21 protein-coding genes and 1 pseudogene are annotated in these 23242 nt (G+C 72.8%); 7 read left to right on the top strand and 15 right to left on the bottom strand.

Annotated features, from left to right (window positions below):
• Window positions 1–103: 103 nt before the first annotated feature.
• A complete protein-coding gene (locus tag AB0O28_RS34635) occupies window positions 104–2263 on the bottom strand; it encodes an MMPL family transporter (protein WP_363646797.1) in 2160 nt (719 codons plus the stop codon).
• Window positions 2264–2286: 23 nt separating this feature from the next.
• A complete protein-coding gene (locus tag AB0O28_RS34630; RefSeq protein ID WP_363646796.1) occupies window positions 2287–2835 on the bottom strand; it encodes a helix-turn-helix domain-containing protein in 549 nt (182 codons plus the stop codon).
• Between the two features lie 185 nt (window positions 2836–3020).
• Here AB0O28_RS34630 and AB0O28_RS34625 point away from each other — a divergent pair, with 185 nt between their 5' ends.
• Entirely contained in the window at window positions 3021–4013 is a 993-nt protein-coding gene (locus AB0O28_RS34625; RefSeq protein WP_363646795.1) for a helix-turn-helix domain-containing protein, read from the top strand.
• Window positions 4014–4044: 31 nt separating this feature from the next.
• Here AB0O28_RS34625 and AB0O28_RS34620 read toward each other — a convergent pair whose 3' ends face one another.
• Entirely contained in the window at window positions 4045–4989 is a 945-nt protein-coding gene (locus AB0O28_RS34620) for an SDR family NAD(P)-dependent oxidoreductase (protein ID WP_363646794.1), read from the bottom strand.
• A 154-nt stretch (window positions 4990–5143) separates the two neighbouring features.
• Between AB0O28_RS34620 and AB0O28_RS34615 the strand changes: the two genes are divergently transcribed.
• Window positions 5144–5731, top strand: coding sequence for a helix-turn-helix domain-containing protein (locus AB0O28_RS34615; RefSeq protein ID WP_363646793.1), 588 nt, complete (start codon window positions 5144–5146; stop codon window positions 5729–5731).
• 16 nt (window positions 5732–5747) lie between these two features.
• Here the strand turns inward: AB0O28_RS34615 and AB0O28_RS34610 are convergent, their stop codons facing one another.
• The 3 genes from AB0O28_RS34610 to murQ all read right to left on the bottom strand — a co-directional run bounded on the left by AB0O28_RS34610 (window position 5748) and on the right by murQ (window position 8586).
• Entirely contained in the window at window positions 5748–6560 is an 813-nt protein-coding gene (locus AB0O28_RS34610; protein WP_363646792.1) for a DUF1206 domain-containing protein, read from the bottom strand.
• Between the two features lie 78 nt (window positions 6561–6638).
• Complete coding sequence (locus AB0O28_RS34605) at window positions 6639–7676, bottom strand: serine hydrolase domain-containing protein (RefSeq protein WP_363646791.1); 1038 nt, start codon at window positions 7674–7676, stop codon at window positions 6639–6641.
• Between the two features lie 7 nt (window positions 7677–7683).
• Window positions 7684–8586: an N-acetylmuramic acid 6-phosphate etherase gene (gene murQ, locus AB0O28_RS34600; RefSeq protein ID WP_363646790.1), complete on the bottom strand. Its 903-nt coding sequence runs from the start codon at window positions 8584–8586 to the stop codon at window positions 7684–7686.
• 24 nt (window positions 8587–8610) lie between these two features.
• Between murQ and AB0O28_RS34595 the strand changes: the two genes are divergently transcribed.
• Entirely contained in the window at window positions 8611–9717 is a 1107-nt protein-coding gene (locus AB0O28_RS34595; protein ID WP_363646789.1) for a DUF1343 domain-containing protein, read from the top strand.
• A gap of 2 nt (window positions 9718–9719) precedes the next feature.
• Here AB0O28_RS34595 and AB0O28_RS34590 read toward each other — a convergent pair whose 3' ends face one another.
• The 9 genes from AB0O28_RS34590 to AB0O28_RS34550 all read right to left on the bottom strand — a co-directional run bounded on the left by AB0O28_RS34590 (window position 9720) and on the right by AB0O28_RS34550 (window position 19363).
• A complete protein-coding gene (locus AB0O28_RS34590; RefSeq protein ID WP_363646788.1) occupies window positions 9720–10631 on the bottom strand; it encodes a GNAT family N-acetyltransferase in 912 nt (303 codons plus the stop codon).
• Window positions 10628–11635, bottom strand: a complete 1008-nt coding sequence (locus tag AB0O28_RS34585) for an ABC transporter ATP-binding protein (protein ID WP_363646787.1) — start codon at window positions 11633–11635, stop codon at window positions 10628–10630. Before AB0O28_RS34585 ends, AB0O28_RS34590 begins: the two co-directional genes overlap by 4 nt.
• Window positions 11632–12660, bottom strand: coding sequence for an ABC transporter ATP-binding protein (locus AB0O28_RS34580; protein WP_363646786.1), 1029 nt, complete (start codon window positions 12658–12660; stop codon window positions 11632–11634). Before AB0O28_RS34580 ends, AB0O28_RS34585 begins: the two co-directional genes overlap by 4 nt.
• Before the next feature lie 5 nt (window positions 12661–12665).
• A complete protein-coding gene (locus AB0O28_RS34575) occupies window positions 12666–13598 on the bottom strand; it encodes an ABC transporter permease (RefSeq protein WP_363646785.1) in 933 nt (310 codons plus the stop codon).
• Window positions 13595–14629: an ABC transporter permease gene (locus AB0O28_RS34570; protein ID WP_363646784.1), complete on the bottom strand. Its 1035-nt coding sequence runs from the start codon at window positions 14627–14629 to the stop codon at window positions 13595–13597. Before AB0O28_RS34570 ends, AB0O28_RS34575 begins: the two co-directional genes overlap by 4 nt.
• A complete protein-coding gene (locus AB0O28_RS34565; protein ID WP_363646783.1) occupies window positions 14626–16446 on the bottom strand; it encodes an ABC transporter substrate-binding protein in 1821 nt (606 codons plus the stop codon). The genes AB0O28_RS34570 and AB0O28_RS34565 overlap by 4 nt, the downstream gene beginning before the upstream one ends.
• A gap of 149 nt (window positions 16447–16595) precedes the next feature.
• Window positions 16596–18059 (bottom strand): glycoside hydrolase family 3 N-terminal domain-containing protein, encoded by a 1464-nt coding sequence (locus tag AB0O28_RS34560; protein ID WP_363646782.1) that lies wholly within the window; start codon window positions 18057–18059, stop codon window positions 16596–16598.
• The gene (locus AB0O28_RS34555) at window positions 18056–19054 is read right to left on the bottom strand and encodes a BadF/BadG/BcrA/BcrD ATPase family protein (protein ID WP_363646781.1); all 999 of its coding nucleotides are present in this window, start codon (window positions 19052–19054) and stop codon (window positions 18056–18058) included. Before AB0O28_RS34555 ends, AB0O28_RS34560 begins: the two co-directional genes overlap by 4 nt.
• 84 nt (window positions 19055–19138) lie before the next feature.
• Window positions 19139–19363, bottom strand: a complete 225-nt coding sequence (locus AB0O28_RS34550) for a hypothetical protein (protein WP_363646780.1) — start codon at window positions 19361–19363, stop codon at window positions 19139–19141.
• Between the two features lie 428 nt (window positions 19364–19791).
• Here AB0O28_RS34550 and AB0O28_RS34545 point away from each other — a divergent pair.
• The 4 genes and pseudogenes from AB0O28_RS34545 to AB0O28_RS34530 all read left to right on the top strand — a co-directional run.
• A pseudogene (locus tag AB0O28_RS34545) lies at window positions 19792–19968 on the top strand (cupin domain-containing protein); the annotation flags it as partial.
• A 190-nt stretch (window positions 19969–20158) separates the two neighbouring features.
• The gene (locus AB0O28_RS34540) at window positions 20159–20725 is read left to right on the top strand and encodes an MFS transporter (RefSeq protein WP_363646779.1); all 567 of its coding nucleotides are present in this window, start codon (window positions 20159–20161) and stop codon (window positions 20723–20725) included.
• A gap of 218 nt (window positions 20726–20943) precedes the next feature.
• Complete coding sequence (locus tag AB0O28_RS34535; RefSeq protein ID WP_363646778.1) at window positions 20944–21486, top strand: copper chaperone PCu(A)C; 543 nt, start codon at window positions 20944–20946, stop codon at window positions 21484–21486.
• Window positions 21479–22693, top strand: a complete 1215-nt coding sequence (locus tag AB0O28_RS34530) for a Dyp-type peroxidase (RefSeq protein WP_363646777.1) — start codon at window positions 21479–21481, stop codon at window positions 22691–22693. Before AB0O28_RS34535 ends, AB0O28_RS34530 begins: the two co-directional genes overlap by 8 nt.
• The last annotated feature ends 549 nt before the right edge of the window (window positions 22694–23242 follow it).

The raw sequence follows: 23242 nt of genomic DNA, 5'->3' as shown, positions 1-23242 counted from the left end.
GCCGGTCCTTCCATGAGACCGCCACGCCGCCGGGGCGTGCGAGCGCCGAAGGTCCCGCCGGGGCGGGACCTCCGGCCCCCGCCCCGGTCGTGTCCGGCACTCCCTAGGACACCTCGGCGTGCTCCCGGGGGGCGGCGCCGGTGGTGAGGTGGTGGCGCAGCCGTTCGCCCTCGACGTCGAGGTCGGGCAGCGCGCGGTCCAGGGCGCGGGGCAGCCACCAGGCGGCGCGGCCGAGCATGGACATCACGGCGGGGACGAGGGTCATGCGGACCACGAAGGCGTCGACGAGCACGCCGACGGCCAGCGCGAAGCCCATCGACTTGATGATCGGGTCGTGCATGAACACGAAGCCGCCGAACACGGCCGTCATGATCAGCGCGGCGGCGGTGACGACCCGCGCGTTGTGCCCCATGCCGTTGATCGTGGCCTGGCGGGGAGTGTCGCCGTGCACGTAGTCCTCGCGCATCCGCGAGACCAGGAACACCTCGTAGTCCATGGCCAGGCCGAACAGGATCCCGATGAGCAGGATCGGCAGGAAGCTGACCAGCGGGCCGGGCACGTCCACGCCCAGCAGACCGGCCAGGTGCCCCTCCTGGAAGATCGCCACCGTGATGCCGAAGGTCGAGCCGACGGTGAGCAGGAAGCCCAGCGCGGCCTTGACGGGGACCAGGATCGAGCGGAAGACGAGCATCAGCAGCAGCACCGACAGGCCGACCACCAGCAGCAGATAGACCGGCATGGCGTCGGCGAGCTTGTCTGAGACGTCGATGCCCACGGCCGTGGCGCCGGTGACGGCGATCTCGGCGCCGCCGATCGCGGCGACCTTGGCGCGGATGGCGTGGACGGCGTCCTCGGTGGCCGCCGCGGTGGGCCCGGCCTTGGGAATGATGGTCAGCAGCGCGGTGGTGCCCGCGGCGTTGGGCTGCGGCGGGGCCACGGCCAGCACGCCGGGGGTCTGCTGGATCAGCTTGGCGGCCTCACCGGCGGCGGCGGTCGTGGCCGCGGGGTCCGCGGCGGAGACCACGGCGATCAGGCGGGCGTTGAAGCCCTCGCCGAATCCCTCGCTGGTCAGGTCGTACGCCTCGCGGGCCGGGGTGCCGGGGGCGGCGGTGCCGGCGTCGGGCAGGGCCAGCCGCAGATTCTGCGCCGGCAGCGTGAGCGCGCCGAGGGCGAGGACCCCGGCCACCAGGATCGGCACGCGCAGCCGGGTGACGACCCGTCCCCAGGTGTACCCGAAGCCACGGCCGCCCGCGTCCGCGTTCTCGCCGGTGCGCTGCTTGCGGGGCAGCACCCGGGCTCCGGCGTACGACAGGAAGGCGGGCAGCAGCGTGAGGGCCACCAGCACGGCGACGGCCACGGTGCCGGCGGCGGCCAGGCCCATCACGCTCAGGAACGGGATGCCCACCACCGACAGGCCGGCGAGCGCGATGACCACGGTGGCCCCGGCGAACACGACCGCCGATCCCGCGGTGCCGACCGCACGGCCCGCGGCCTCCTCCGGCGTCACGCCCTCGGCCAGGAACTGGCGGTAGCGGGAGGTGATGAACAGCGAGTAGTCGATGCCGACGGCCAGGCCCAGCATCAGCGCCAGCACCGGCGTGACGGAGGTCAGCTCGACGACGCCGCTGAGCGCGAACAGGCCGCCCATGCCTGCCCCCACGCCGATCAGCGCGTTCAGCAGGGTCATGCCGGCGGCCACCAGCGAGCCGAAGGTGACGATCAGGACCACCGCGGCGATCACGACGCCGATCCCCTCCGACCCGCCGACCTCCGGCGCGCCGTTCAGGATCTCACCGCCGTGCTCGACGCGCAGCCCCTTCGCCGAGGAGCCGGCCTTCAGGTACGCCGCGCGCTGGGCCTCGGTCACGTCCTGGGCCTTGCGGTCGAACTGCACCTGGACCAGGGCGTAGCGGCCGTCGGCCGAGACGGCGCCGGTCTTGAACGGGTCGAGGGCGGCGACGACGCCGGGGACGCCGGCGGCCTCCTTGACCACCGGCGCGACCGCGGCGGGGTCGAGCTTCCGGCCCTGCGGAGCGGCGACGACGATGGCGCCGGTGGCACCGCTGGCCTGCGGGAACTCCTTGGCCAGGGCGTCGAGCGCCCGCTGCGACTCGGTGCCGGGCATGGCGAACTTGTCGCCGGTCGGGCCGTGGAAGGCGGCGGCGGCCAGGCCCAGGACCACGAGAAGCAGCAGCCACACGGCGGCCACGCGCCCGCGTCTGCGGAAGGAGAACCGGCCCAGCCGGTACAGCAGGGTTGCCACAGCAGATCTCTTTCTTCGGGAGGTCAGTCGGTCTGCAGACCGAGCGTTCGCAACGCACCGCGGGTCAGCTCCGCGCGCAGCGTCTCCTCGGGGAGCGCGAGCTCCCCGGCGCTGGTCAGGATGATTCCCAGCATCGCCATCCAGGCCCATACGCGGGCCTGAGGAGCGGCCGAGCGGCCGGACAGGGCGGTCGTCAGCCGTTCGGTGATACCGTCCACGTCCGGCAGTTCCGGCCGGCAGATCAGCGCGTCGACGTCCTGCAGGAGGATCTTCACCTGCAGCCGGAAACGAAGGGACAGGTCGACGAGCCCGGTCACGGCGGCACGGGCCGCCTCTTCGCCGTCGAGCCCGGCGAGTCGCCCTTCCAGCGCCGCGAACTCCGGCCCGACGGGCGCCAGCAGCTCGGTCAAGATGGCGTCCTTGTTCGTGAAGTGGTAGAGCAAGGACGCCTTGGAGCAGCCCGCGTCCGTGGCGATGTCCTGCAGGGAGGTGCCGCGGAAGCCGTGCGCGGCGAACAGCCGCAGGGCCGAGTCCAGGATGTCGGCGCGCATGGTGGTTGCGGAACGTGCCATGGAAGACACCTTAGCTGACCGATCGGCCAGTGACGGGTGCGTGGGGGTAGTCCGCGGTGTTCTGACCTCTTTCCGTTCTGACACACCGCGAGTTCCTCATCGCAGCCGCGATATCAACGTGGCGCCGACCGCTTCGCGCCGGAGGCAACCAGCCCTTCCATAACGACGACCCGCCGAGGACACCTGTGAAAATCTTCGATTGGAGCACCAGAGACCTGGCCGTCCGGGATCGTTTTTCCTATTGGGACGACACCATGTCGCGGACGCTCGTGCCCGTGCGGTTGACCACCGATCATCCCGCCCGCTTCGCTGGATCGGCACAGGCATTCGATCTCGGCGCACTGCAGCTGTCGGTGATGAACCACCACTTGCTGCAAGCGAGCCGGCCCGCGAAGCTCATCCATCAGTCGGATCCGGAAGTTTTCCAGTTGCACCTTATTCTCAAGGGCCGTGGCCGCATGACTCAGGCGGGACGGGATGTCGCCTTCCAGGCGGGGCAGCTGCTCCTCATCGATTCCTCGCGGCCGTTGCGGGGATGGCGGGGCGCTCACGGCAATCCCGCGAAATCACTGATCGTCCAGTTTCCCCGGGCCGCGCTCGGCCTGCGGTCCGACGTCGTCGGGCAGCTCGTGGCCGCGGAGTTTCCCGTCCGGCAGGGCATCACCGGCGTACTGGCCGGGCACCTCAAGCACCTCGCGGAGAACGCCGAGGCACTCACCCCTCGCGACGAGCAGGCGGTGGCCGCCGTCACCCTCGACCTGATCGCCGCCGCCTGCGCCGACCGGGTCGAGGCCACCGCCCTGCTGTCACCCGAGTCACGGCGTCAGGCCCTGCTGTCGCTGATCCACGACTTCATCCGGCAGCGGCTCGGCGACCCTGACCTCACCCCTGAGACGATCGCCGCGGCACACCAGATCTCCGTCCGGCACCTGTACACGCTCTTCCGGGAACAGGGCCTCACCGTGGCCGCCTGGATCCGCCGATGCCGGCTGGAACGGTGCCACCGCGATCTCGCCGACCCCCGGCAGCGCTCCCTTCCCATCCAGGCCGTCGCCGCCCGCTGGGGCTTCACCGACGCCTCGACCTTCAGCCGCGCCTTCCGCGCCGCCTACGGCATCTCACCACGCGAGCACCGTAATTCGGCGCAGGCGACGGGACCTGCGGTGAGTGGACCCTGAGCGGGCCCCGCGGAGGGAGACCGCCGCCCGGTCAGAGGGCGAGCAGGTCCACCGACACCTGCCACAGCAGGGTGGCCGCCTCCGGGTCGAGCGCGTACGCCGCGACGCCCCGGCGACCGCCCGGCTCGCCGATCTCCGCCTCCTGGTTGTCCTCGAAATACCGCCCGGTGACGCCCTCGACCAGCGGCGACGCGGCGAGCAGCACGGAGGTGGCCGCGCCCTGCTCGGTGTTCTTCCAGGTCACGTCGCCCGACTCTCCCGACGCCCGGCGGCGCTCGAGGTAGCCCGGCTCCAGGTGCCGCTGCAGATTGGTGGGGATGCCGCCGGGCATCAGTGCGTTGACCGCGATGCCGTCACCGGCCCAGCGCCTGGCGGCCTCGACCGCGAACAGTACATTGGCCGTCTTCGACTGCCCGTACGCCAGGATCGGGTCGTACGGGCGCTCCCGGAAGTGGATGTCGTCGAAGACGACCGGCGAGTACAGGTGGGCGCTGGAGCTGACCGAGACGACGCGGGCGCCGCCAGCCGCCGCGAGCGCGGGGTGCAGCGCGGTGGCGAGCGCGAAGTGACCGAGGTGGTTGGTGGCGAACTGCAGTTCCCAGCCCTCGGGCGTCCGCGTCTCGGGGGACGCCATCACCCCGGCGTTGTTGACCAGGATGTGCAGCGGTCCCTCCCAGCCTGCGGCGAACGACGCGACGGAGGCCCGGTCGGCGAGGTCCAGGGGCGCGACGAGGACGGGTGCGCCCGCGGTGGTTGCGGCGATGTCCTGTGCGGTCCGCCTGCCCGCGTCGAGGTCGCGGACCGCGATGGTCACCTCCGCGCCCGCCGCGGCCAGCGCCCGTGCCGTCTCGACGCCGATTCCCGACGCCCCGCCGGTCACGACCGCCCGGCGTCCGCGCAGGTCCACCCCCTCCAGGACCTCGGCCGCGGTGCTCTGCCCGGTGAACGGCGTGGTGATGCGCGTGGTCTGAGTCATGTTCGTCGTCATGTCCGTCCCCGTCCCGTACGGCGGCAGGGGCTCCTTGGAAGCCCGTGCCGCTACAATCAGCAAAACCGGAGGAACCTCCGGTATGCCGCGACTTTAACCGGAGGACCCTCCGGTTTGCAACGCATGACCACGTGGAGGAGCCGTGTCCGCCCCCGGACCCAAGCCATTGCGCGCCGACGCCCGGCGCAACCGCGAGCGGTTGCTCGACGTCGCCGTGCGGGCGTTCTCCCGGAACGGGCCGGACGTCACGCTCGACGCGATCGCGAAGGAGGCGGGCGTCGGCATCGGGACGCTCTACCGCCACTTCCCCACCAGGGAGGCGCTGATCGAGGCGGCCTACCGCAACGAGCTGGCGAAGCTGTGCGACGCGGCGTCCGAGCTCGCGAACGAGATGCCGCCCGACCGGGCGCTGCGCGCCTGGATGGACCGGGCGGCCGACTATCTCGCGACCAAGCGCGGCATGGCCGATGCGTTGCGGGTGGTCATCGCCGCGGGCGCGAATCCGTACGAGAACAGCCGCGACCTGCTGCTCGGCGCGATCGGCACGCTGCTCGGGGCCGGGGCCGGGGCCGGGATCCTGCGGGGCGACGTGACGGCGGAGGACCTGCTGGTGGGGATGAACGGCATCTGCCTGGCCACGGGAGAGCCCGGCCGGCGTGAGCAGGCCGGGCGCCTGCTCGACCTGCTGATGGACGGCCTGCGCCACGGGGCGCCGGGCGCGCCTTCCTGAGGCGGCGCCCCGGCGCTCACACGCGGTGCCAGCGGGCCTCGGCGAAGCAGTAGACGGCGAACAGCACCAGGCCGAGCGCGACCACGACGAGCAGCCATGGACCGGCCGGGGTGCCGGCCAGCGCCTTCAGCGCGCCGTCGATGCCGGCCGCCTTGTCCGGGTCGTAGGTGAGGGCGGCCTGGCCGATCAGGGCGCCGGCGGCCAGGGCGATGACGCCGCGGGCGATGTAACCGGCCTTGCCGAGCTTGACCACGACCCCGCGGGCCCGGGGCTCGGTCACGTGCATGTCCTTCATGAACTTCTCGGTCCAGCCCTCGTAGATCCAGTACACGCCGAGGGCGATCACGCCGAGCGCCATCAGGCCGACCAGGAACTGGCCTCCGGGCAGCTCGAACAGCGTCTTGGTGGCGTCCTGGGACTGGCTGTCGGACGAGGAGGCGGACTTGTTCCGGGTGAGCAGCGCCACCATCGAGAACACCAGGGCGGCGTAGACGACGGCCTTGGCCACGGCCTCCACGCGCTCCTTGACCCCGGGCCGGCCCCAGACGGCCTCGGAGATCTGCCAGATCACCAGCGCGGCCAGGCCGACGGCCATGATCCACAGCAGGGTGTCGCCCAGGGGCGCGTCGCGGACGATCTGAAGCGCGCTGCTCTTGTCGGCCTCCCCGCCGCCGCCGAACGCGATATGGATCGCGATCAGGCCGATGATCGCGTACAGGACGCCCCGGGCGGCGAACCCGACCTTGGCGAGCTTCTCCAGGACAGGATGGTCGGCCGCTCTCCGGGCCGTGCCTTCCAGCCGCCGGCCCGCCTGATGCGCGGTCGTCATCACGGCTCCTCTCCTTGGGGGGACGGATCGGTCTGCCTGAACCGTCTCCCTACTGACCCGGACGAGGACGATCAAACATCAGCCGGCCAGGCGCAGCGCCTCGGCCGCGACGGCGTGCCGCAGGTCGCGGATGCCGGGCCGGCCCCGCAGCGGGTGGACGTTGTTGGTGAGCAGCACGACGGTCAGCCGGCGGGCGGGGTCGACGACCAGCGACGTGCCGGTGAAGCCCGAGTGGCCGAACGCGTCCGCGAGCGGCCCCACGATGGCCGGGTCGCCGATGCGCACGCCGAGCCCCTGCCGGAAGGCCGCGCCCGGCACCCCCTGGTCGCGCAGCATCTCGGCGGTCCAGGCGGGAGACAGGACCGGGCCGCCGCCGGTGCGCAGCGCCTCGCCGAAACGCACCAGGTCGGCGGCGGTGGAGAACAGCCCGGCGTGCCCCGCCACGCCGCCCAGCGCGTGGGCCGTCTCGTCGTGCACCTCTCCCCGCACGCAGGTGCCGCGCTTGAACTCGGTGGCGACGGCCCGGCCCGGCTCGACCGGCCCGTACGCCGTGGCCCCGAGCCCGAGCGGCCCGGTGACCCGCTCGCGCACGAGCACGTCCAGCGGCGCGCCGCCGGCGGCCTCCGCGACCCGCCCGGCCGTGATCATGCCGACGTCCGAGTACAGATGCGTGCCCGGGGGCCCCTGCACGGGGGTGGACAGGACCAGGTCCCAGCGGGTCTCCTGCGGCTCCTTCTCCACCCGGCGGCTCGCGGGCAGGCCCGCCGAATGCGTCAGCAGGTGCCGCACGGTGATCTCGGGGCGGTGCCCGTAGAACCCGGGCAGCCGGACGGCCACCGGCTCGTCGAGGTCGAGCGCGCCCTCCTGGGCCAGCGAGACCAGCACCACGGCCGTGAACATCTTGGTCAGGGAGGCGATGTCGAACAGCGCGTCCATCGTCACGGGCGGCCGCTCCGCCAGCAGTTCCCCGGACGCGTCGGCGTATCGCACGGCCTCCCCCACGGCGGCCGCGGCGACCGTGCGCCCGTCCACGGCGATCTCGGCGACCGCCGCCGAGGCGACCCCGGGCACCGCGGCCCGCAGGACGTCTTCGAGCGCGGACACCCCGTCAGGCACCGCGTTATCAGGCACTGTGCAGGGCCGGGCCGAGCCGGTTGCCGTGCGCCGCGAGCAGCGCGCGGGCGTCGTCGGCGCCCACCCCGCGCTCGATCATGACGACGGCGGTCTTCACGTCCCGCCCGGCGCTCTCCAGGACCTCGCGGGCGTCCGGCACCCGAGCGCCGGTGATGTCGGAGACGATGCGGGCGGCCCGGTCGACGAGCTTGGAGTTGCTGGCGACGACGTCGACCATGTAGTTCCCGTACGTGCGGCCCGACTTGATCATCGTGATCGTGGAGATCATGTTGAGGACCAGCTTCTGGGCCGTTCCGGCCTTCAGCCGCGTCGAGCCGGTGACCACCTCGGGTCCCACGATGACCTCGACGGCGTGCTCGGCGGCCCGCGCGAGCGGGGTGCCGGTGTTGCAGGCCAGGCCCACGGTCAGCGCACCGAGCCGCCGGGCCTGCTCGACCGCCGCGACGACGTACGGCGCGCGCCCGCTGGCGGAGATCCCCACGACGGAGTCGCGAGGGCCGACGGCCTTGTCGCGGATCACGGCGGCGCCCGCCTCCGCGTCGTCCTCGGCGCCCTCCACGGAGCGAACCAGCGCGGCCTCGCCGCCCGCGATGATGCCCTGGACGAGATCGGGGTGCGTGCCGTACGTCGGCGGGCACTCGGAGGCGTCGAGCACCGCGAGCCGTCCGGAGGTGCCGGCGCCCACGTAGAGAAGCCTGCCCCCTCCGGCCATCCGCGCCGCGATCGCGTCGATGGCCGCGGAGATCGCCGGGACGGCCCGGCCCACCGCCGCCGGGACGGCGGCGTCGGCCGCGTTCATGAGCCGCGCGATCTCCTCCGTCGGGAGCGTGTCGATCCCGCTGTAGCGGGGATCGCTCTGTTCTGTGGCGAGAGCGGCAAGTGGTTGCGTCATGATTCCTCAGCTTCGGAGTGCTTTATGGATCGCGTGCGTACGGGGCTCGAGCTACTGGTGAGCGCGCCGAAGGCCGGTTGGGAACGGGTGGGCCTGGTCACCAACCCCACCGGAGTCCTGCCCGATCTGACCGCAGCCGCACCGGCCCTGCTGGCCGCCGGGGTGCCCGTGACCTCGTTGTTCAGCCCCGAGCACGGCCTGCGCGGCACGGCCCAGGCGGGCGGCGGCGAGGGCGACACCGTCGACCCGGTCACCGGCCTGCCCGTGCTCGACACCTATCAGCGGTCGGGCGCGGACCTCGACGCGCTGGTCGCGTCGTCCCGGGTGGACGCGCTCGTCTTCGACGTGTGCGACGTGGGCGCGCGCTTCTACACCTACGTCTGGACGATGTACGACCTGATGCGCTCGGCGGCCCGGCTCGGGCTGCGGTTCACCGTGCTCGACCGGCCCAATCCGATCGGCGGCGCGGTGGCCGAGGGTCCGGTGCTCGACCCGGCCTTCGCGAGCTTCGTCGGCCGCGCCGCCCTGCCCGTACGGCACGGCCTCACACCCGGCGAGATCGCGCTGTCCGTCAACCGCGCGATCGGCGCCGAGTTGGAGATCGTGCCGATGGAGGGCTGGCGCAGGGAGTGGCACTTCGACCGCACCGGGCTGCCCTGGGTGATGCCGTCGGCCAACATGCCGACCCTCGACACCGCCCTGGTCTACCCCGGCACCGGGCTGCTGGAGGGCGTGAACGCCGCCGAGGGCCGCGGCACCACCCGGCCGTTCGAGCTGGTCGGCGCGCCGTACGCCGACGGCCGGTTCGCCGCCGCGCTGAACGACCTCGGCCTGCCCGGCGTCCGTTTCCGCGACACGTGGTTCACCCCGACGTTCGGCAGGCACGCGGGCGTCGTGGTGCGCGGCGCGCAGCTGCACGTGACCGGCCGGCAGGTCTTCCTGCCAGTGCTGACGGGCGTGTCGGTCCTGCACGTGCTGCGCACCCTCTATCCGGGCGACTTCGCCTGCGAGCCGTTCCTCGACCTGCTGTGGGGCTCGGCGTCGCTGCGCGAGCACCTGGAGGCGGGCCGCGACCCTCGGGGGCTGTGCCCCCCGCCTGACCCGCCCACCGGCGAACTGCTGTACTGCTGACATCAGTCCAGGGCGCGGCGGTAGAGCCAGAACACCCGCTCGGCGCGGGCGCCCACCGCCCGGGAGTAGAAGCGAAGCGGGCCCACCCAGCCGATCTGCGCGGACGTCTGCCCCGCGGCGGCCTGCTCGTCGAGGCAGCGGCGCAGCAGCACCCGGCCCACGCCGAGCCCGCGGGCGGCCTCGGCCGTGCCCATCGGGCCGAACCACAGCGGCCGGGCGCCCCAGGCGGCGAAGCCGAGGATCTCCCCGTCGCGATAGGCCCCGTCGCGATAGGCCCCGTCGCGATAGGCATAGTGCAGGCCGGTCGCCTGCTCGGCCTCCCAGGCCCACTTGTCGTTCCACTGCTCGCGGACGAAGGCCGTAACCGCTTCCCGCTCCCTGGGGGGCGCCGCCGCGACCGTCACGCCGGCGGCGGCGAGCTTCGCGAGATCGGCCTCGTGTTCGGCCTCGTCGTAGCGGGCCGGCAGGCCGGCCGTCATGTTCCAGGCCACGCGGTACCGCTCGTACCCCAGGCGCTCGGCCAGGCACGCGGCCGGGGTGTAGCGCACGTCGATCCCGGGCCAGGCGTAGCAGGGCGGGTTGCCGGCGAACCTCGCCTCGGCCGCGCCGTGCGCCCGCATCCACTCCTCGGCCGCGCCGACCAGCGCCCGCCCGATCCCCCTGCCCTGGGCGGCGGGGTCCACGGCGATCAGGTCGATGTGACCGGTGATGTTGTTGTCCGGGCCGTCCGCGCCGATCGAGGCGAACACCACGCCGTCCCGGTCCGGCGTGGCCAGGACCGTCCACGTCCGCTCCCCCGGCGGGTCGGCCAGCCGCCGTACGACCAGCGCGGCGTCTTCGGCGTCCGCCCACAGCGCGGCGGCGGCCAGGTTCTCCAGCCGCTCGTCCACCTCGGCCGGAAGGATCTCCGTCACTCGCCCACCCCCACCGGGATCACGCTGCGCCGCCTGGGGTGGAAGCAGGCGTGCTCCTGGTCCGTGTCGCCGTCGCGGCCCAACACGGGCATCTCGCTCTCGCAGCGCTCCGTGCTGAACGGGCAGCGCCGCGCGAACAGGCAGCCGCCGTCGGGCAGCCCCTCCCGCTGCATCTCCCGCGGCACGACCCGCTCGGCGCCCGGCCGTTCAAGGCCGTGCAGCACCGGGATCGCCGACAGCAGCGACTGCGTGTACGGGTGGACCGGGTCGGCGATGATCTTCTCGGTGGCGCCTCGCTCGACGACCTGGCCGCGGTAGAGCACGTACAACTCGCCGTCGTCGCCGATGTAGCGGGCGGTGGCGATGTCGTGGGTGATGAACAGCACGCCCACGTCGAGCCGCTCGCGCAGGTCCTTCAGCAGAGCGAGGATGCCCAGGCGCAGCGACACGTCGATCATCGAGACGGCCTCGTCGGCGACGAGCACCTCGGGGTCCATGGTGAGCGCCCGGGCGATCACCACACGCTGGCGCATGCCGCCCGACAGCTGGTGCGGGTAGCGCGGGAGCACGTAGCCGGGGTCGATGCCGACCATCGCCAGCAGTTCCGCGGCCCGCCCGTCGACCCACGACCTCGGGCGGCCCGTCTGCTTGGCGCGCAGCCGCAGCGGCGCCTCCAGCGTCTGGTGGATCGTCCGGGTGGGGTTGAGCGCCGAGTAGGGGTCCTGGTGGATGAGCTGGACCCGGCGGAAGTACGGCTGCCGCGCGCGATGGCTGAGCGTGGACATCGGCACGCCGTCGATGACGATCTCGCCGGCGTCGTGGGTCTCCAGCCCGGCGATGATCCGGCCGAGGGTGGTCTTGCCGCTGCCCGACTCGCCGATGAACGAGACGGCGCCGCCCTTGGCGATGGCGAAGTCCACGCCTCGCAGCGCGGGCACCTCGCGGGCGCCGAGCACGCCGCCGCGCTGCTTGAAGATCTTGGTGATCCCGGTTCCCGTGATCACACGAACTCCTTCCGCTTGACCAGGGTGAGGTGGCGGTCGGTGGCGTGGCAGGCGACGGTGCGGCCGTCCCGGTTGACGGACATCGGCTCGTCGGTCTCGCACACCTCCATGCGCCGATCGCAGCGCTCGCGGAACACGCAGCCCTGCGCGGGCAGCGTCCCGAGCGTCGGCGGGCGGCCGGGCAGCGCCCGGGCCAGCGACAGGTCGCCCGTCAGACGCGGAATCGCCCTGATCAGCCCCTGTGTGTACGGGTGCCGGGCGTCGCCGAGCACCTCGGTCACCGGGCCGTGCTCGACCACGCGTCCGCCGTACATGACGGCGAGGCTGTCGGCGACCTCGGCGACCGCGCCCACGTCGTGGGTGATGACGAGCGTGGTGAGCGCCCGCTCCTCGTGCACCTCGCGGATGATCCGCAGGATCGTGGCCTGCGTGATCATGTCGAGGGCGGTGGTCGGCTCGTCCAGAACGACGACTTTGGCGTTCAGGACGAGCGCGAGCATGATGCCGACCCGCTGGCGCATGCCGCCGGACAGCTCGTGCTGGTAGGAGTCGAGCACCCGGGCGCCGTCCATGCCCATGCGGGCCAGCAGCTCCTTGGCGTCGCGCACCAGCGCCCGCAGGTCCTCCACGTCGTGGGAGCGGCCGAGGTCGAGCAACTGCTTGCCGATGGTCTTCAGCGGGTTCAGCGAGTTCTGCGCGGCCTGGAAGACGTACCCGACCTGGCGGCCGCGGGCGCGGCGCAGGTCCTCGCCCCGCAGCGTCACCACGTCGCCGAGGCCGTCGATCTCGACGCTGCCCGCCGCGATCCTGCCGGGCGGCTGGACGGCGTTGAGCAGCGACAGCGCGAGCGTCGACTTGCCCGAACCCGACTCGCCGACGACGCCGGTGATCGTGCCGGGGGCGAGGGTCAGGTCGACGCCGCGTACGGCGGGCAGCTCGCCGGCGGGCGTCTTGTAGACGACCGTGAGGTCCCGGATCCGGACCCCCGGTGCTGCTAGATGAGGTGCGGCCGTGTGAGCGGTCATAGGGGCTATTCCTCCCGCAGCCGGGGGTTGAAGATCTCGTCCATCGCGTCCACGATCAGCACGATGCCCAGGGTGAGCAACAGGATCGCGATCAGCGGGGCCAGCAGGTAGGGCAGCGCGGCCGGAGTGGTGAGCGCTCCGCCGTTGAACACCGCGAGGTTCAGCATCACGCCCCAGTTGTTCGACTCGAACGGCAGCACGCCGAGGAAGAACAGGCCCACCTGGGCGTACACCGCGCCGGTGACGGCGATGAGCATGTTCATCGCGATGTACGGCGCCATGCTCGGCAGCAGTTCGCGGCCGATGATGTGCCGCGTCGGCAGGCCGAGGCCGCGGGCGGCCTCGATGAAGCCGCGCTCGCGCAGCGACAGCGTCTGCGACCGCACGGCGCGGGCGATGCCGCCCCAGCCGAGCACCCCGAGCACCAGGCCCATCTCCAGCGGGCTCTCGAACTTCCACACCGTGGACAGCACGAGCAGCAGCGGCAGGCCGGGGATCGCGAGGTTCATGTCGGTCAGCCGCATCAGCAGCATGTCCCACCGGCCACGGTGGAAGCCCGCGACCAGCCCGATGACCGTGCCGAGCGCGACCGTGATGACGGCCGTGGCGAGGCCCGTGAGCAGCACGTAGCGGGCGCCCGTGACGACCAGCGCGAGCACGTCGGTGCCCTCGAAGTCCGTGCCGAAGGGGTGTGCCAGGCTCGGCGGCGCGTACAGGGCGTCGTCGTCGCGCGGCAGCTGCGCCGGGTAGAGCAGCGGCCCGGCCACGCCCATGACCGCGAACAGGACGACGATGACCACCCCGGCCATGCGGCTGGGCTTGCGCCGCAGCACCCGCCACACGCCGCGCCAGAAGTTGCGCCGCAGCGTGGCCCGCGTGGTCCCGGCCGGCGCGGCCTCGGGGCTGATCGCCCCCTCCGGGTTGACGATGACGGTCATGCCACGCCTCCGCTCCTGACCCGGGGGTCGATCGCCGTGTACAGCAGGTCGGCGGCGATGTTGGCGACGACGATGCCCACCGTGATCACCAGGAACGTGCCGCCCATCAGCGCGTAGTCGCGGCTGCTGATGCTGTTGACGAGCAGCAGGCCGAGGCCCGGGTAGTTGAAGATCTCCTCGATGAAGATCGAGCCGCCGAACAGCATGCCGATCGACAGGGCGAGGATCGTGAACAGCGGCAGGATCGCGTTGCGCGCGAGATACCGGAACACGAAGCCGCGCCGCAGGCCGCGCAGCTCGGCCGCGAGGATGAAGTCGTCGCCGAGCACGGCAACGACGTTGGACTTCATCGCGAGGATCCACCCGCCGTAGCTGGCCAGCGTGTACGTGACGACCGGCAGCACGGCGTGGTGCACCAGCGAGCCGATGTAGCCGGCGTTGAAGCCGGGGACGAACTCGACGTCCACCGGCCCGCCCGACGGCATGATCGGCCACAGGGTGGCGAAGATCGCGGTGAGCAGCAGGCCGATGACGTACACCGGCACGCCGTGCAGCAGCGATCCGGACAGCGCGAGCAGGTCGCCCAGCTTGCCCGACCGCTTGATCGCGGCGTAGACGCCCATCGTGACGCCGAGCAGGAAGCTCAGCAGCGTGCCGGCGAGGACCGGCAGCACGGTCCACCGGGCCGCGTGACCGATGAGCGTGGTCACGTCCACGCCGGGCGTGCTGAGCGAACGCCCGAGGTCGAGGTGGAGCAGCGAGCCCATGTAGCCGACGTACTGCTGCCACAGGTTGCCGGTGGGCAGGAAGCCGTACAGGACGGCGGTGGCCCGCTCGGCCTGCTCGGGCGACATTCCCTTCTGGATCAGGCTCTCGTACTGCCCGAGCACGGGGTTGCCGGGGATCTCCCGGATGATGACGAAGCTGATCGTGGCGACGACCCAGATCATCGCCAGGCCGCGGACCAGGTGGCCGCCGATCTTCCTGGCGATGGCGCCCAGCCGGGGACGCCCCGGAACGGCGTGCGTCATGCCTGCCCCTTCTCCGCTTTTCTGATCATCCCGAGCTGCATCCACACCCCGGACGACAGCCGCAGGGACTCGTCCTCGTCGGGCGGGAACGCGGTGAACCGGGAGGTGTTCACGAACTGGGTGTTGACGTAGTCCCAGAGCTGGACGACCGGGAGCTGCTCGTTGGCGACCTTGGCCAGGACGCCGACGATGCGCTGCTGCTCGTCGTGGGACGCGTAGTTCAGCTTGCTGGTGAGCTCGCCCGGGTCGACCGTGCCGGCGGCGCCGGCGTCGACCTTCTCCGGCCCGCCCATCCAGTTGCCCTCGGTGCCCGGCGCGACGTGCCGCAGCCGGCCGCCGAACATCTGCCAGCCGTTCGCCTGCCCGAACAGCCGCTGGAAGATGTTGTACGGCGAGGGGCCGAGGCCGATCAGCCAGAACCCGAGGTCGTACTTGCCCTCGGCCAGCTCTCCAAGATAGAGCGTGTAGTCGGCGGCGGTGACCACGCTCGCGTCGATGCCGTGGTCGCTGAGCTGGCTGCTGATCGACTTACCTGCTGCGACCCAGTCGGAGAACGACGCGGGCACGTGGATGCGTACCTTCCATGGGCTGCCGTCCGGCAGGGCCCAGTGGCCGTTCCGCTTGGTCATGCCGGCCGCCTTCAGCTCGGCGTCGGCCTTGGCGGGGTTCACGCGGTACTGCTCGAGGGTGTCGAACGCGTCGCCCAGCCAGGCCCGGGCCGCCTTGGCGTGGATGCCCGAGGTGGTGGCGGCGGGAGTGCCGCCCTCCGGCGAGGCGATCTTCGTGACCTGGGCGCGGTCGATCAGGTAGGCCATCGCCCGCCGCACGTGCACGTTGTCGTACGGCTTGTGCGCCTGGTTGAACGCGAGGGAGACCGCCACCGGCGAGTAGCCCTTGACCACCTTGCTGCCCTTCGCGTCGCGGATCCGGTCCATGACGGCGGTGGGCACGGAGGTGAAGGGGGCGTTGTCCAGCCGGCCGGCGATCAGGTAGTTCCAGATCTGCTCGTTGCCGGTGTAGTTCAGGATCTTCACCTTGTCCGGCGCGATGTTCTGCCGGGCGTAGAAGTAGGGGTTGCGCCTGAGCAGCGCCGCGCCCGGGTTCACCCGCTCCAGCACGAACGGCCCGGCCGACACGTCGTGACCGGGGTTGAAGGCGATGACCTTCTCCGCCAGCCCGGTGATCTGGTTCTTCGCCTTCTCGGCCGCCGCGCCCTGGCCGTGCTGGGCGACCTTGAGGGTCTGCCAGAAGTCCGCGGGCAGCAGTTTCCCGAAGACGTGCGCGGGCACGACCACGGTCGACAGCAGGTTGGCGAGGAACGTCGAGCTGCGGTTGGCGCCCTGGGTCACCCTGATCGTCTTGGTGTCGACGACCTGGATGTCGGCGGCGGCGCCCGCCGCCTTCGGGTCCAGCGCGTACGCCGTGCCACCCTGGGTGTAGGCGAGACCGATCGAGACGCGCACGTCCTCACTGGTGACGGGCTCGCCGTCGGACCACTTGGCGTCCGGCTGCAGGTGGATGACGACCTCCGACCGGTCCGGGGACACGCTCCAGCTCCTGGCGATGGCCGGGTAGAACTGGTTGGGATCGGTAGGGTCGTTCTTGGGCCACGCCAGCGCCATGCCGTTGTATCCCGAGAAGACCGATCCGACGGGGTTGAACGGGTTGATCGGCGCGCTCGCGTTGATCTGCTTGCTGCCGTCGATCGTGGTGTACACGCCGCCGCCCTGCTGGGCGGTGTCCGTCGTCCCGGTAGTGCCGCAGGCGGTCACGGTGGCGATGGACGCCACCGCCATGATCGCTGCGAGTCGCTTCATGGGCTGCTCCTGGTTCCCGATTGCCTGGACAATACGGGCGCTCTCGCGGGGCCGTCAATTTTTTCCACGGACAGACGTCGCGATGGAGTTAATTTTTACCCAGGCCCGCTACCAGGGAAGACGTCCCGCGGGGAGGGCCGAAGGACCGGTCAGGCAGCGCCGGTGAGCCAGCGGGCCGCCGCCCGCGCCGAGGCCGTGGAGCTGCCGTGGGTGGCGAGGTACAGCCGCCCGGCGGGCGGTCCCGGCACCCCGGTCTCGACCACCACCGCGTCCGGGCGGGCCCGTAGGGCCTCGTCGAGAAGCCGCCGCATCCAGGCGTGCCGTACGGCGTCGTGGACGGCGATCACGAGCGGACGCCCCGCCTCGCTCAGATCCGGCAGGTGCCCGTCGTCGTCCACCTCGATGGTCGCCGTCCCGGGGAGGATCTCGCCGAGCGCCTCCCCCAGGGTGACGGGGGTCGCGCGGCCGACCGCCTGGCTGGGGCGGGCCGCCATGCGCACCACCAGCGGCGCCCGCGTGAGCGACCCCGCCGGCTCCGCGGGGGTCGCGCGCAGCGCCGCCGTCGCCGCCGCCAGACCGAGGCCCTCGTCGGCGTCGCGCGCCACCGCCTCCCTGGCCTCCGCCTGGGCGTCGTACCACGCGGCCAGGTCCCGCACCCGGCCCGCCGCCTCGGCCAGGCGCTCCTCCGCCAGCCGCCCCTCGCGGACCGCCGAGGTGATCGCGTCGCGCAGCGCGTACACGCTCTCCCCCCTGGCCGAGGACACCCCGACGCAGATCGCGTCGGCCCCGGCGGCCAGCGCGCGCACCGCGATCTCACCGGGCGGATGCAGGGCGGCGACCGCCCGCATCTCGATCGCGTCGGTCACCACGAGCCCCTCGAACCCCAGCTCCTCGCGCAGCAGGCCGGTCAGCACGGCCCGGCTCAGCGTCGCGGGGAGCACGTCGACGGCGGGGACGAGCAGGTGCCCGCACATCACGGCGCGAACCCCCGCCGCGACGGCGGCCCGGAACGGCGGCAGGTCGCGCCGTTCTATCACCTCCCGGGAGGCCCGTACGGCGGGCAACGCCAGGTGGGAGTCGGTGACGGTGTCGCCGTGGCCGGGGAAGTGCTTGGCACAGGCGGCCACCCCCGCGCTCTGCAGCCCCTCGATCCACGCGGCGCCGTGGCGGCCGACCGCCTCGGGGTCGGAGCCGAACGACCGCACGCCGATGACGGGATTGCGCGGGTCGGCGTTGACGTCCACCACGGGGGCGTAGTCGAGGGTGATGCCGGCGGCGGCGACCATCCGGCCGATCTGCCGCCCCACCCTGCGGGTCAGCGACTCCTCTCCGGCGACGCCCAGCGCCATGTTGCCCGGCCAGGAGCTCCCGGTGGCGGCCTCCAGCCGGGTGACGGAACCGCCCTCCTCGTCCACGGCGACCACCACGTCCGGCCGTTCCCTGCGCAGCTCGGCCACCAGGGCGGCCGTTCCGTCGAGGCCGGCGACGTTGCGGGCGAACAGGACCACCCCGCCCAGGCCGTCCGCGAGCGCCCGCCGCAGCCAGCCGGGCGGCTCGAGTCCGTCGAACCCGGGCTGGAGCACGGCCATCGCCATCCGGTCCAGCTCACTCATGCGCCCCCCTGCCGGATCAGCGCGCGGTGCGCCTCGGCGGCGCGCGGGTCGCCGGGGAAGGCGGCGCGCACCGCGAGTGCCGCCGCGCCCGCCGCACCGTCCCGGGCACGCACCAGCACGGCCCGCCTGCCCAGCTCGGCCCGGACCAGGTGGGCGAGCTCGGTCGGCTCCGTCAGCAGCGACCCCGCGAGCACCAGCGGCCCTCCGCCTCGCTGCGCCCGCCTCTCACGAGGCCCCTCGCCGACGACGACCCGTGCCGTACGACAGAGCCTGCGGGCCGCCTCCGCGACGACGCCGCGCGCCACCTCGTCACCCTCACGCGCGGCGGCGTCCACGACGGGTGCGAGCGTGCCGAGCCAGGCGGGCCCCGACTCGGCGACCCGCGCGTACACGGCCGCCACCAGGGCCCGGGCGAGCGCGGGCCCGTCGTCCTCCCCCGCCGTTCCCGGCCCCAGGACGGCCTCGGCCACCCGGGCGACCAGCACGGTGGGCCCGCCCCTGCCGTCGATCGCGTTCAGCGCGGCGGCGGCGGCCCGGCGGCCCAGCCACACGCCGGAGCCCTCGTCGCCCAGAAGCCAGCCCAGGCCGTCGGCCCGCCGTACGACCCGGCGGTCGCGGATGCGGGCGCCGATCGCGCCGGTGCCGGCCACCAGAACCGCGCCGTCCGGCTCGTCGGTGGCCCCGGCGAAGGCGACGAGCACGTCGGCGACCACCACGGGCCGCCCGGCGAGCCCGGCCTCCCGCCAGGCCCGCTCCGCCGGTTCCGCGGCGCGGGCCGCCCCGGCCAGCCCGAACACCCCTCCGGCGACCCGTGCCGGCTCCAGGCCCTCAAGCGCGCCGAGCAGCGCGGAGCGCAGGTTGGCGGCCGGGTCGGGGACCGAGAGCGCGTTGGCGCCACCGGCCCGGCCCCGCCCGGCGATCTCGCCCGACTCGGTGACCACGACGCAGCGCGTGCTGGTGCCTCCCCCGTCCACGCCGACGAACAGAGCCCCCACGACCGCTCCCTTGTAGATACCCTCCATCAACCTATAAGGCCATGGAAATCTTCTACAACGGCCGTCGCCAGGCGGGACTGTCGACTACTCCCTGCTGTCGGTGAGATCGACGAGCGCGGTGGCCGCCCGGAAGAACTTGTTCCGGCCGAGGTCTCCGACGGTCTTGATGTGGAAGGCCTTCTTCAGCAGCTCCGCGTCCTCCGCGCTCACCCCGGCCAGCGCGTCCACCGGCGCCTTGATGATCTCGTCCAGGGTCTTGTCCTCGTACTCGCGGTCGAGCAGCTTCGCCAGGTCCGCAGATACAGCCATGGTTCCCCCCATCGAACACGCCCCCGATACCTCTTGAAGTGCCCAAACGGCCCATTTCCTAAGCCGCTGCGAGCACGGTGCTCGCGTAGTCCCACAAGGACGACGACGCGCCGCCCGGACAGATCCACCCCCTCGACGACCTCGGCGGCCGTGGCGTGGGAGTGGAAGGGAGCATCGATCGTCCACACGATTCGATCGCCCGGGGGAGGCCGATGGATCCGCTCGAGGACGTGCTCGCACTGCTGGGCACCAGGGCGCACACTGCTTCCTGCTCACGCACCCCCTCGCCTTCACTCTCTCCAGCGACCCCTACGCCGTCCCGGTCGACGCCGGGCCCTTGTGGGCGGCCGCCCGGGACCGCCTCCCCCACGTCGGCGACGGTGTTGACATGTTCCTCGTAGGCGGCCGCTTCTCGTTCTGCGACCGCGCGCGAGCTCCTGCTCGACGGGCTGCCACCGGTCATCCACGTGCCCGCGGAAACCGGCGAGGCGAGCGCGATGCGGTGGGCCCTCGGTCAGATCGACGCCGAGCTGCGGGGGCGTCCGATCGGCTCGACGCTCGTGGCCGAGCATCTCGCCGCGGTCATGCTCATCCACGTTCTGCGTGTGCATCTCGCCCGCGAGCCCCGTGCGGTGTCGGGGTGGCTCGCCGGTCTCGCCGAGCCCGTGGTCGCGGCGGCACTGCGGTCCATGCACGCCCAGCCCGCCCACCCGTGGACCGTCGCCGAGCACGTCCGCGAGCGGCACGGCGTCCGAAACGGGGACCGGGCCCGCGGCGTGCGATATTGGCTGTGCCATGCCGGTGCCATTGCCTCTCCGCCTCGCCCGAGCCGCCGCCTTCACCGCGGTGTGCCTCGGCCTGGGCGTGGTGGCGCACCTGTTCGGCGGTGGCGCGGTCGCCCCCGGCGCGCTGGCGCTGGGGCTGCCTGCGGTGTTCGCCGCCGCGCTGCCTCTGACCGGCCGGGAACGGACGCTGCGCACGATCCTGCCCCTGCTCGCGGCCCTGCAGGTCGCGTTGCACGTGCTGTTCGCCCTGTCCTCCCCGTCGTCCGCCTGGCACGTCCTCGCCGGGCACGCCATGGCCGGGCACACGCACGCCACACCGAGCTTCGGAATGCTGCTCGCCCACGGCTGGGCGGTCGCGCTGACCGCACTGTGGCTCGCCAGGGGCGAGGCCGCCCTGTGGGCGCTGCTGCGACGGCTCGCCGTACGGCTCACGCGGATCGCGGCCGATCCGGCGCCGCCGGTGTTCACGCCGCCGGCGTCGCCGCACCCGGACGAACCCTGCCTGCCGCGCTTTGTCGCGCCGCGTCACTGCGTAACCCGGCGCGGCCCACCCCGCCTTCTCCAGCCGTCCGCCTGAGACGGCGCTTGTCACCCCGCTCCCGGTCGCGTACGGCCCGGGAGCGCGTCAATGATCATTTTCGGCGGAGCATGCCCGGCCCCGGCAGTGCCGCGCCCGTCCTGCGTGCCCGATGTCCGGTCGCGGCGGGCCCCGTTCACCGCCCATCGCCGACGGACCGCCGCCGCATGCCCGGGACACGTCCGCATGCCCGCCGCACCACCGAGAGAAGGCTTCGCATGAGCACCACGCCCGTCAATCGCATACTTCCGGCGGCGCTGGCCGCCCTCCTGGCCGCCGGAGCCTGTGCCGCGCCGGCCGGCACCGTGACCGCAACCGTGAGCGCAACCGGAGCCGGCAGCGTGACCGCGACCGGAACCGCCACCGCCGCCCCGCTGTCGATAACCGATCCGTGGGTGAAGACGGCCCGCTCCGGCATGAGCGCCGCCTTCGCGACCCTCGTCAACACCACCGGCGAGCCGGTGACCGTCGTCGCGGCGAGCACGCCCGTCTCCCCGTCCGTGGAACTGCACGAAGTCGTCGGCGACGGCGGCGCCACGACCATGCGCCGCAAGCAGGGCGGCTTCGCGATTCCGGCCGGCGGCCGGCACGTGCTCCAGCCCGGCGGCGACCACATCATGCTCATGGACGTGCGCACGGCCGTCGAGCCCGGTGCCGAGGTGCCCTTCACGCTCACCCTCAAGGACGGGAGGACCGTCTCCTTCACCGCGGTGGCCAAGGACTTCGCTGGCGCCAACGAGTCCTATGCCCCCCATGAGTGAGCACGACTTCCCGGCGGGACGGCGCCTGACCCGGCGGGGCCTGCTCGCGGGAGGAGCCGTCGCCGCCGCGGCGGCGGCCTGCGCCCCGGCCTCCGCCGTAACGGACACGGCCGGGCGCGCACCGGCCGGGCCCGCGCCCCTCCCAGCCGGCGACGCCGTCGAACCCTTCCACGGCGTCCACCAGGCCGGCATCGCGACATCTCCACAGACGTTCGCGGTGTTCGCCGGGTTCGACCTGCTGCCGGGGACGGACCGCGCGGCGCTCGCGCGCCTGCTGCGGCTGCTGACCGACGACGCGCGGCGTCTCACCAGGGGCGAGCCCGCCCTCGCCGACACCGACGCCGAGCTGGCGCTGCTGCCCGCGCGGCTCACCGTCACCCTCGGGTTCGGCGCCGGATTGTTCAAGGCGGCGGGGGCCGGGCACCTGGCGCCACGCCCACTTCCGGCGTTCAAGGTCGACGCCCTCCAGCCCCGTTGGAGCGGTGGCGACTTGCTGGTCCAGGTCTGCGCGGACGACCGCGTCACGCTGGCGCACGCGCTGCGCGTGCTCGTCAGGGACGCCCGTTCCTTCGCGACCGTACGGTGGACCCAGCACGGATTCCGGCAGAGCCCGCAGGTGCGCGCCCCGGGGACGACGCAGCGCAACCTGATGGGCCAGCTCGACGGCACCGTCAACCCCCACCCTGGGTCGGCGGACTTCGATCGGGCCGTGTGGGTGCGCGACGGGTGGCTGCGCGGCGGGACCACGCTGGTGTTGCGCCGCATCCGGATGGACCTGGAGAAGTGGGACGCCGCGGACCGGGCGGCCAAGGAGTTCAGCGTCGGACGGCGCCTGGACACCGGTGCTCCGCTCACCGGCCGGGCCGAGACCGACGAGCCCGATTTCGCCGAGCTCGGCCCGTCTGGCCTGCCGGTGATCTCCGAGTACGCCCACATCCGCCGCGCCCGGGTGGCCGACCCGGGCATGCGTATCCTGCGCAGGACCTACAACTACGAGGAGGGCCTCAGCCCCGAGGGACGGCCGGACGCCGGCCTGGTGTTCGCGTCCTACCAGGCCGACGTGGCACGGCAGTTCGTCCCGGTCCAGCGACGGCTCGCGGAGGTCGACCTGCTGAATCAGTGGATCACCCCTATCGGATCGGCCGTCTTCGCCGTACCGCCCGGGTGTTCCCCGGACGGCTGGATCGGCGAGACCCTCCTGTCCTGACAGCCGTACCTCCCGGCGGTCCGGCCCGGATCCTGCACGGGGTCCGGGCCGGGCCCCGCTCGAGGCACACCCCGCACGCCGGTACACGGCCTAGCGTTCCATCCCGTTCCGTTCCGTCGGCGCGTGTGAGCGATGACCTCAGCGAGCGATGCGGCTTCGCCAAGCCGCGTATGGAACCCGTGCGCCACAGTGCGCACCGCACCGGCGTGCCTCGGCCACGCCGGCAGGACGCGCGGCGCGACTCCCGCCACTCACAGTCATGCGGCTCGGCGTCGTGTGGGTCGGCGTCGTGTGGGTCGGCGTCGTGTGGGTTGGCGTCGTGTGGGTCGGCGTCGTGTGGGTCACGGGCTGAGCCGCCGATGTCGGTGTCCCCGGCGGTGCGGTGCTGGAGCGGATGGGGGTGCCGGGGGCGGGTGGTGGTTCAGAACGGCGGTACTTCGAGGTCGTTTGTGAAGGTGGTTTCTGTTGTGTTGCCGCCGGCCTGCTCATCCGTCCGGTGGGTTGTTCGGCTGCTTGTCTCGCCGCTGGTCGTGTGGTGGCTTGCGGTGG

It is taken from the genome of Microbispora sp. NPDC088329 (genome assembly GCF_040685655.1).
Classification (GTDB): domain Bacteria; phylum Actinomycetota; class Actinomycetes; order Streptosporangiales; family Streptosporangiaceae; genus Microbispora.
This window is presented reverse-complemented; position numbering and strand designations above follow the sequence as displayed.

Excerpts from the sequence above, each read along its gene's own strand:
- AB0O28_RS34540 (WP_363646779.1), top strand. The coding sequence starts at position 20,159 with ATGCCGGTGCCATTGCCTCTCCGCCTCGCCCGAGCCGCCGCCTTCACC.
- AB0O28_RS34595 (WP_363646789.1), top strand. The coding sequence starts at position 8,611 with ATGGATCGCGTGCGTACGGGGCTCGAGCTACTGGTGAGCGCGCCGAAG.
- AB0O28_RS34620 (WP_363646794.1), bottom strand. The coding sequence starts at position 4,989 with ATGACTCAGACCACGCGCATCACCACGCCGTTCACCGGGCAGAGCACC.
- AB0O28_RS34610 (WP_363646792.1), bottom strand. The coding sequence starts at position 6,560 with ATGACGACCGCGCATCAGGCGGGCCGGCGGCTGGAAGGCACGGCCCGG.
- AB0O28_RS34630 (WP_363646796.1), bottom strand. The coding sequence starts at position 2,835 with ATGGCACGTTCCGCAACCACCATGCGCGCCGACATCCTGGACTCGGCC.
- AB0O28_RS34580 (WP_363646786.1), bottom strand. The coding sequence starts at position 12,660 with ATGACCGCTCACACGGCCGCACCTCATCTAGCAGCACCGGGGGTCCGG.
- AB0O28_RS34560 (WP_363646782.1), bottom strand. The coding sequence starts at position 18,059 with ATGAGTGAGCTGGACCGGATGGCGATGGCCGTGCTCCAGCCCGGGTTC.
- AB0O28_RS34575 (WP_363646785.1), bottom strand. The coding sequence starts at position 13,598 with ATGACCGTCATCGTCAACCCGGAGGGGGCGATCAGCCCCGAGGCCGCG.
- AB0O28_RS34570 (WP_363646784.1), bottom strand. The coding sequence starts at position 14,629 with ATGACGCACGCCGTTCCGGGGCGTCCCCGGCTGGGCGCCATCGCCAGG.
- AB0O28_RS34550 (WP_363646780.1), bottom strand. The coding sequence starts at position 19,363 with ATGGCTGTATCTGCGGACCTGGCGAAGCTGCTCGACCGCGAGTACGAG.
- murQ (WP_363646790.1), bottom strand. The coding sequence starts at position 8,586 with ATGACGCAACCACTTGCCGCTCTCGCCACAGAACAGAGCGATCCCCGC.
- AB0O28_RS34535 (WP_363646778.1), top strand. The coding sequence starts at position 20,944 with ATGAGCACCACGCCCGTCAATCGCATACTTCCGGCGGCGCTGGCCGCC.
- AB0O28_RS34565 (WP_363646783.1), bottom strand. The coding sequence starts at position 16,446 with ATGAAGCGACTCGCAGCGATCATGGCGGTGGCGTCCATCGCCACCGTG.
- AB0O28_RS34530 (WP_363646777.1), top strand. The coding sequence starts at position 21,479 with ATGAGTGAGCACGACTTCCCGGCGGGACGGCGCCTGACCCGGCGGGGC.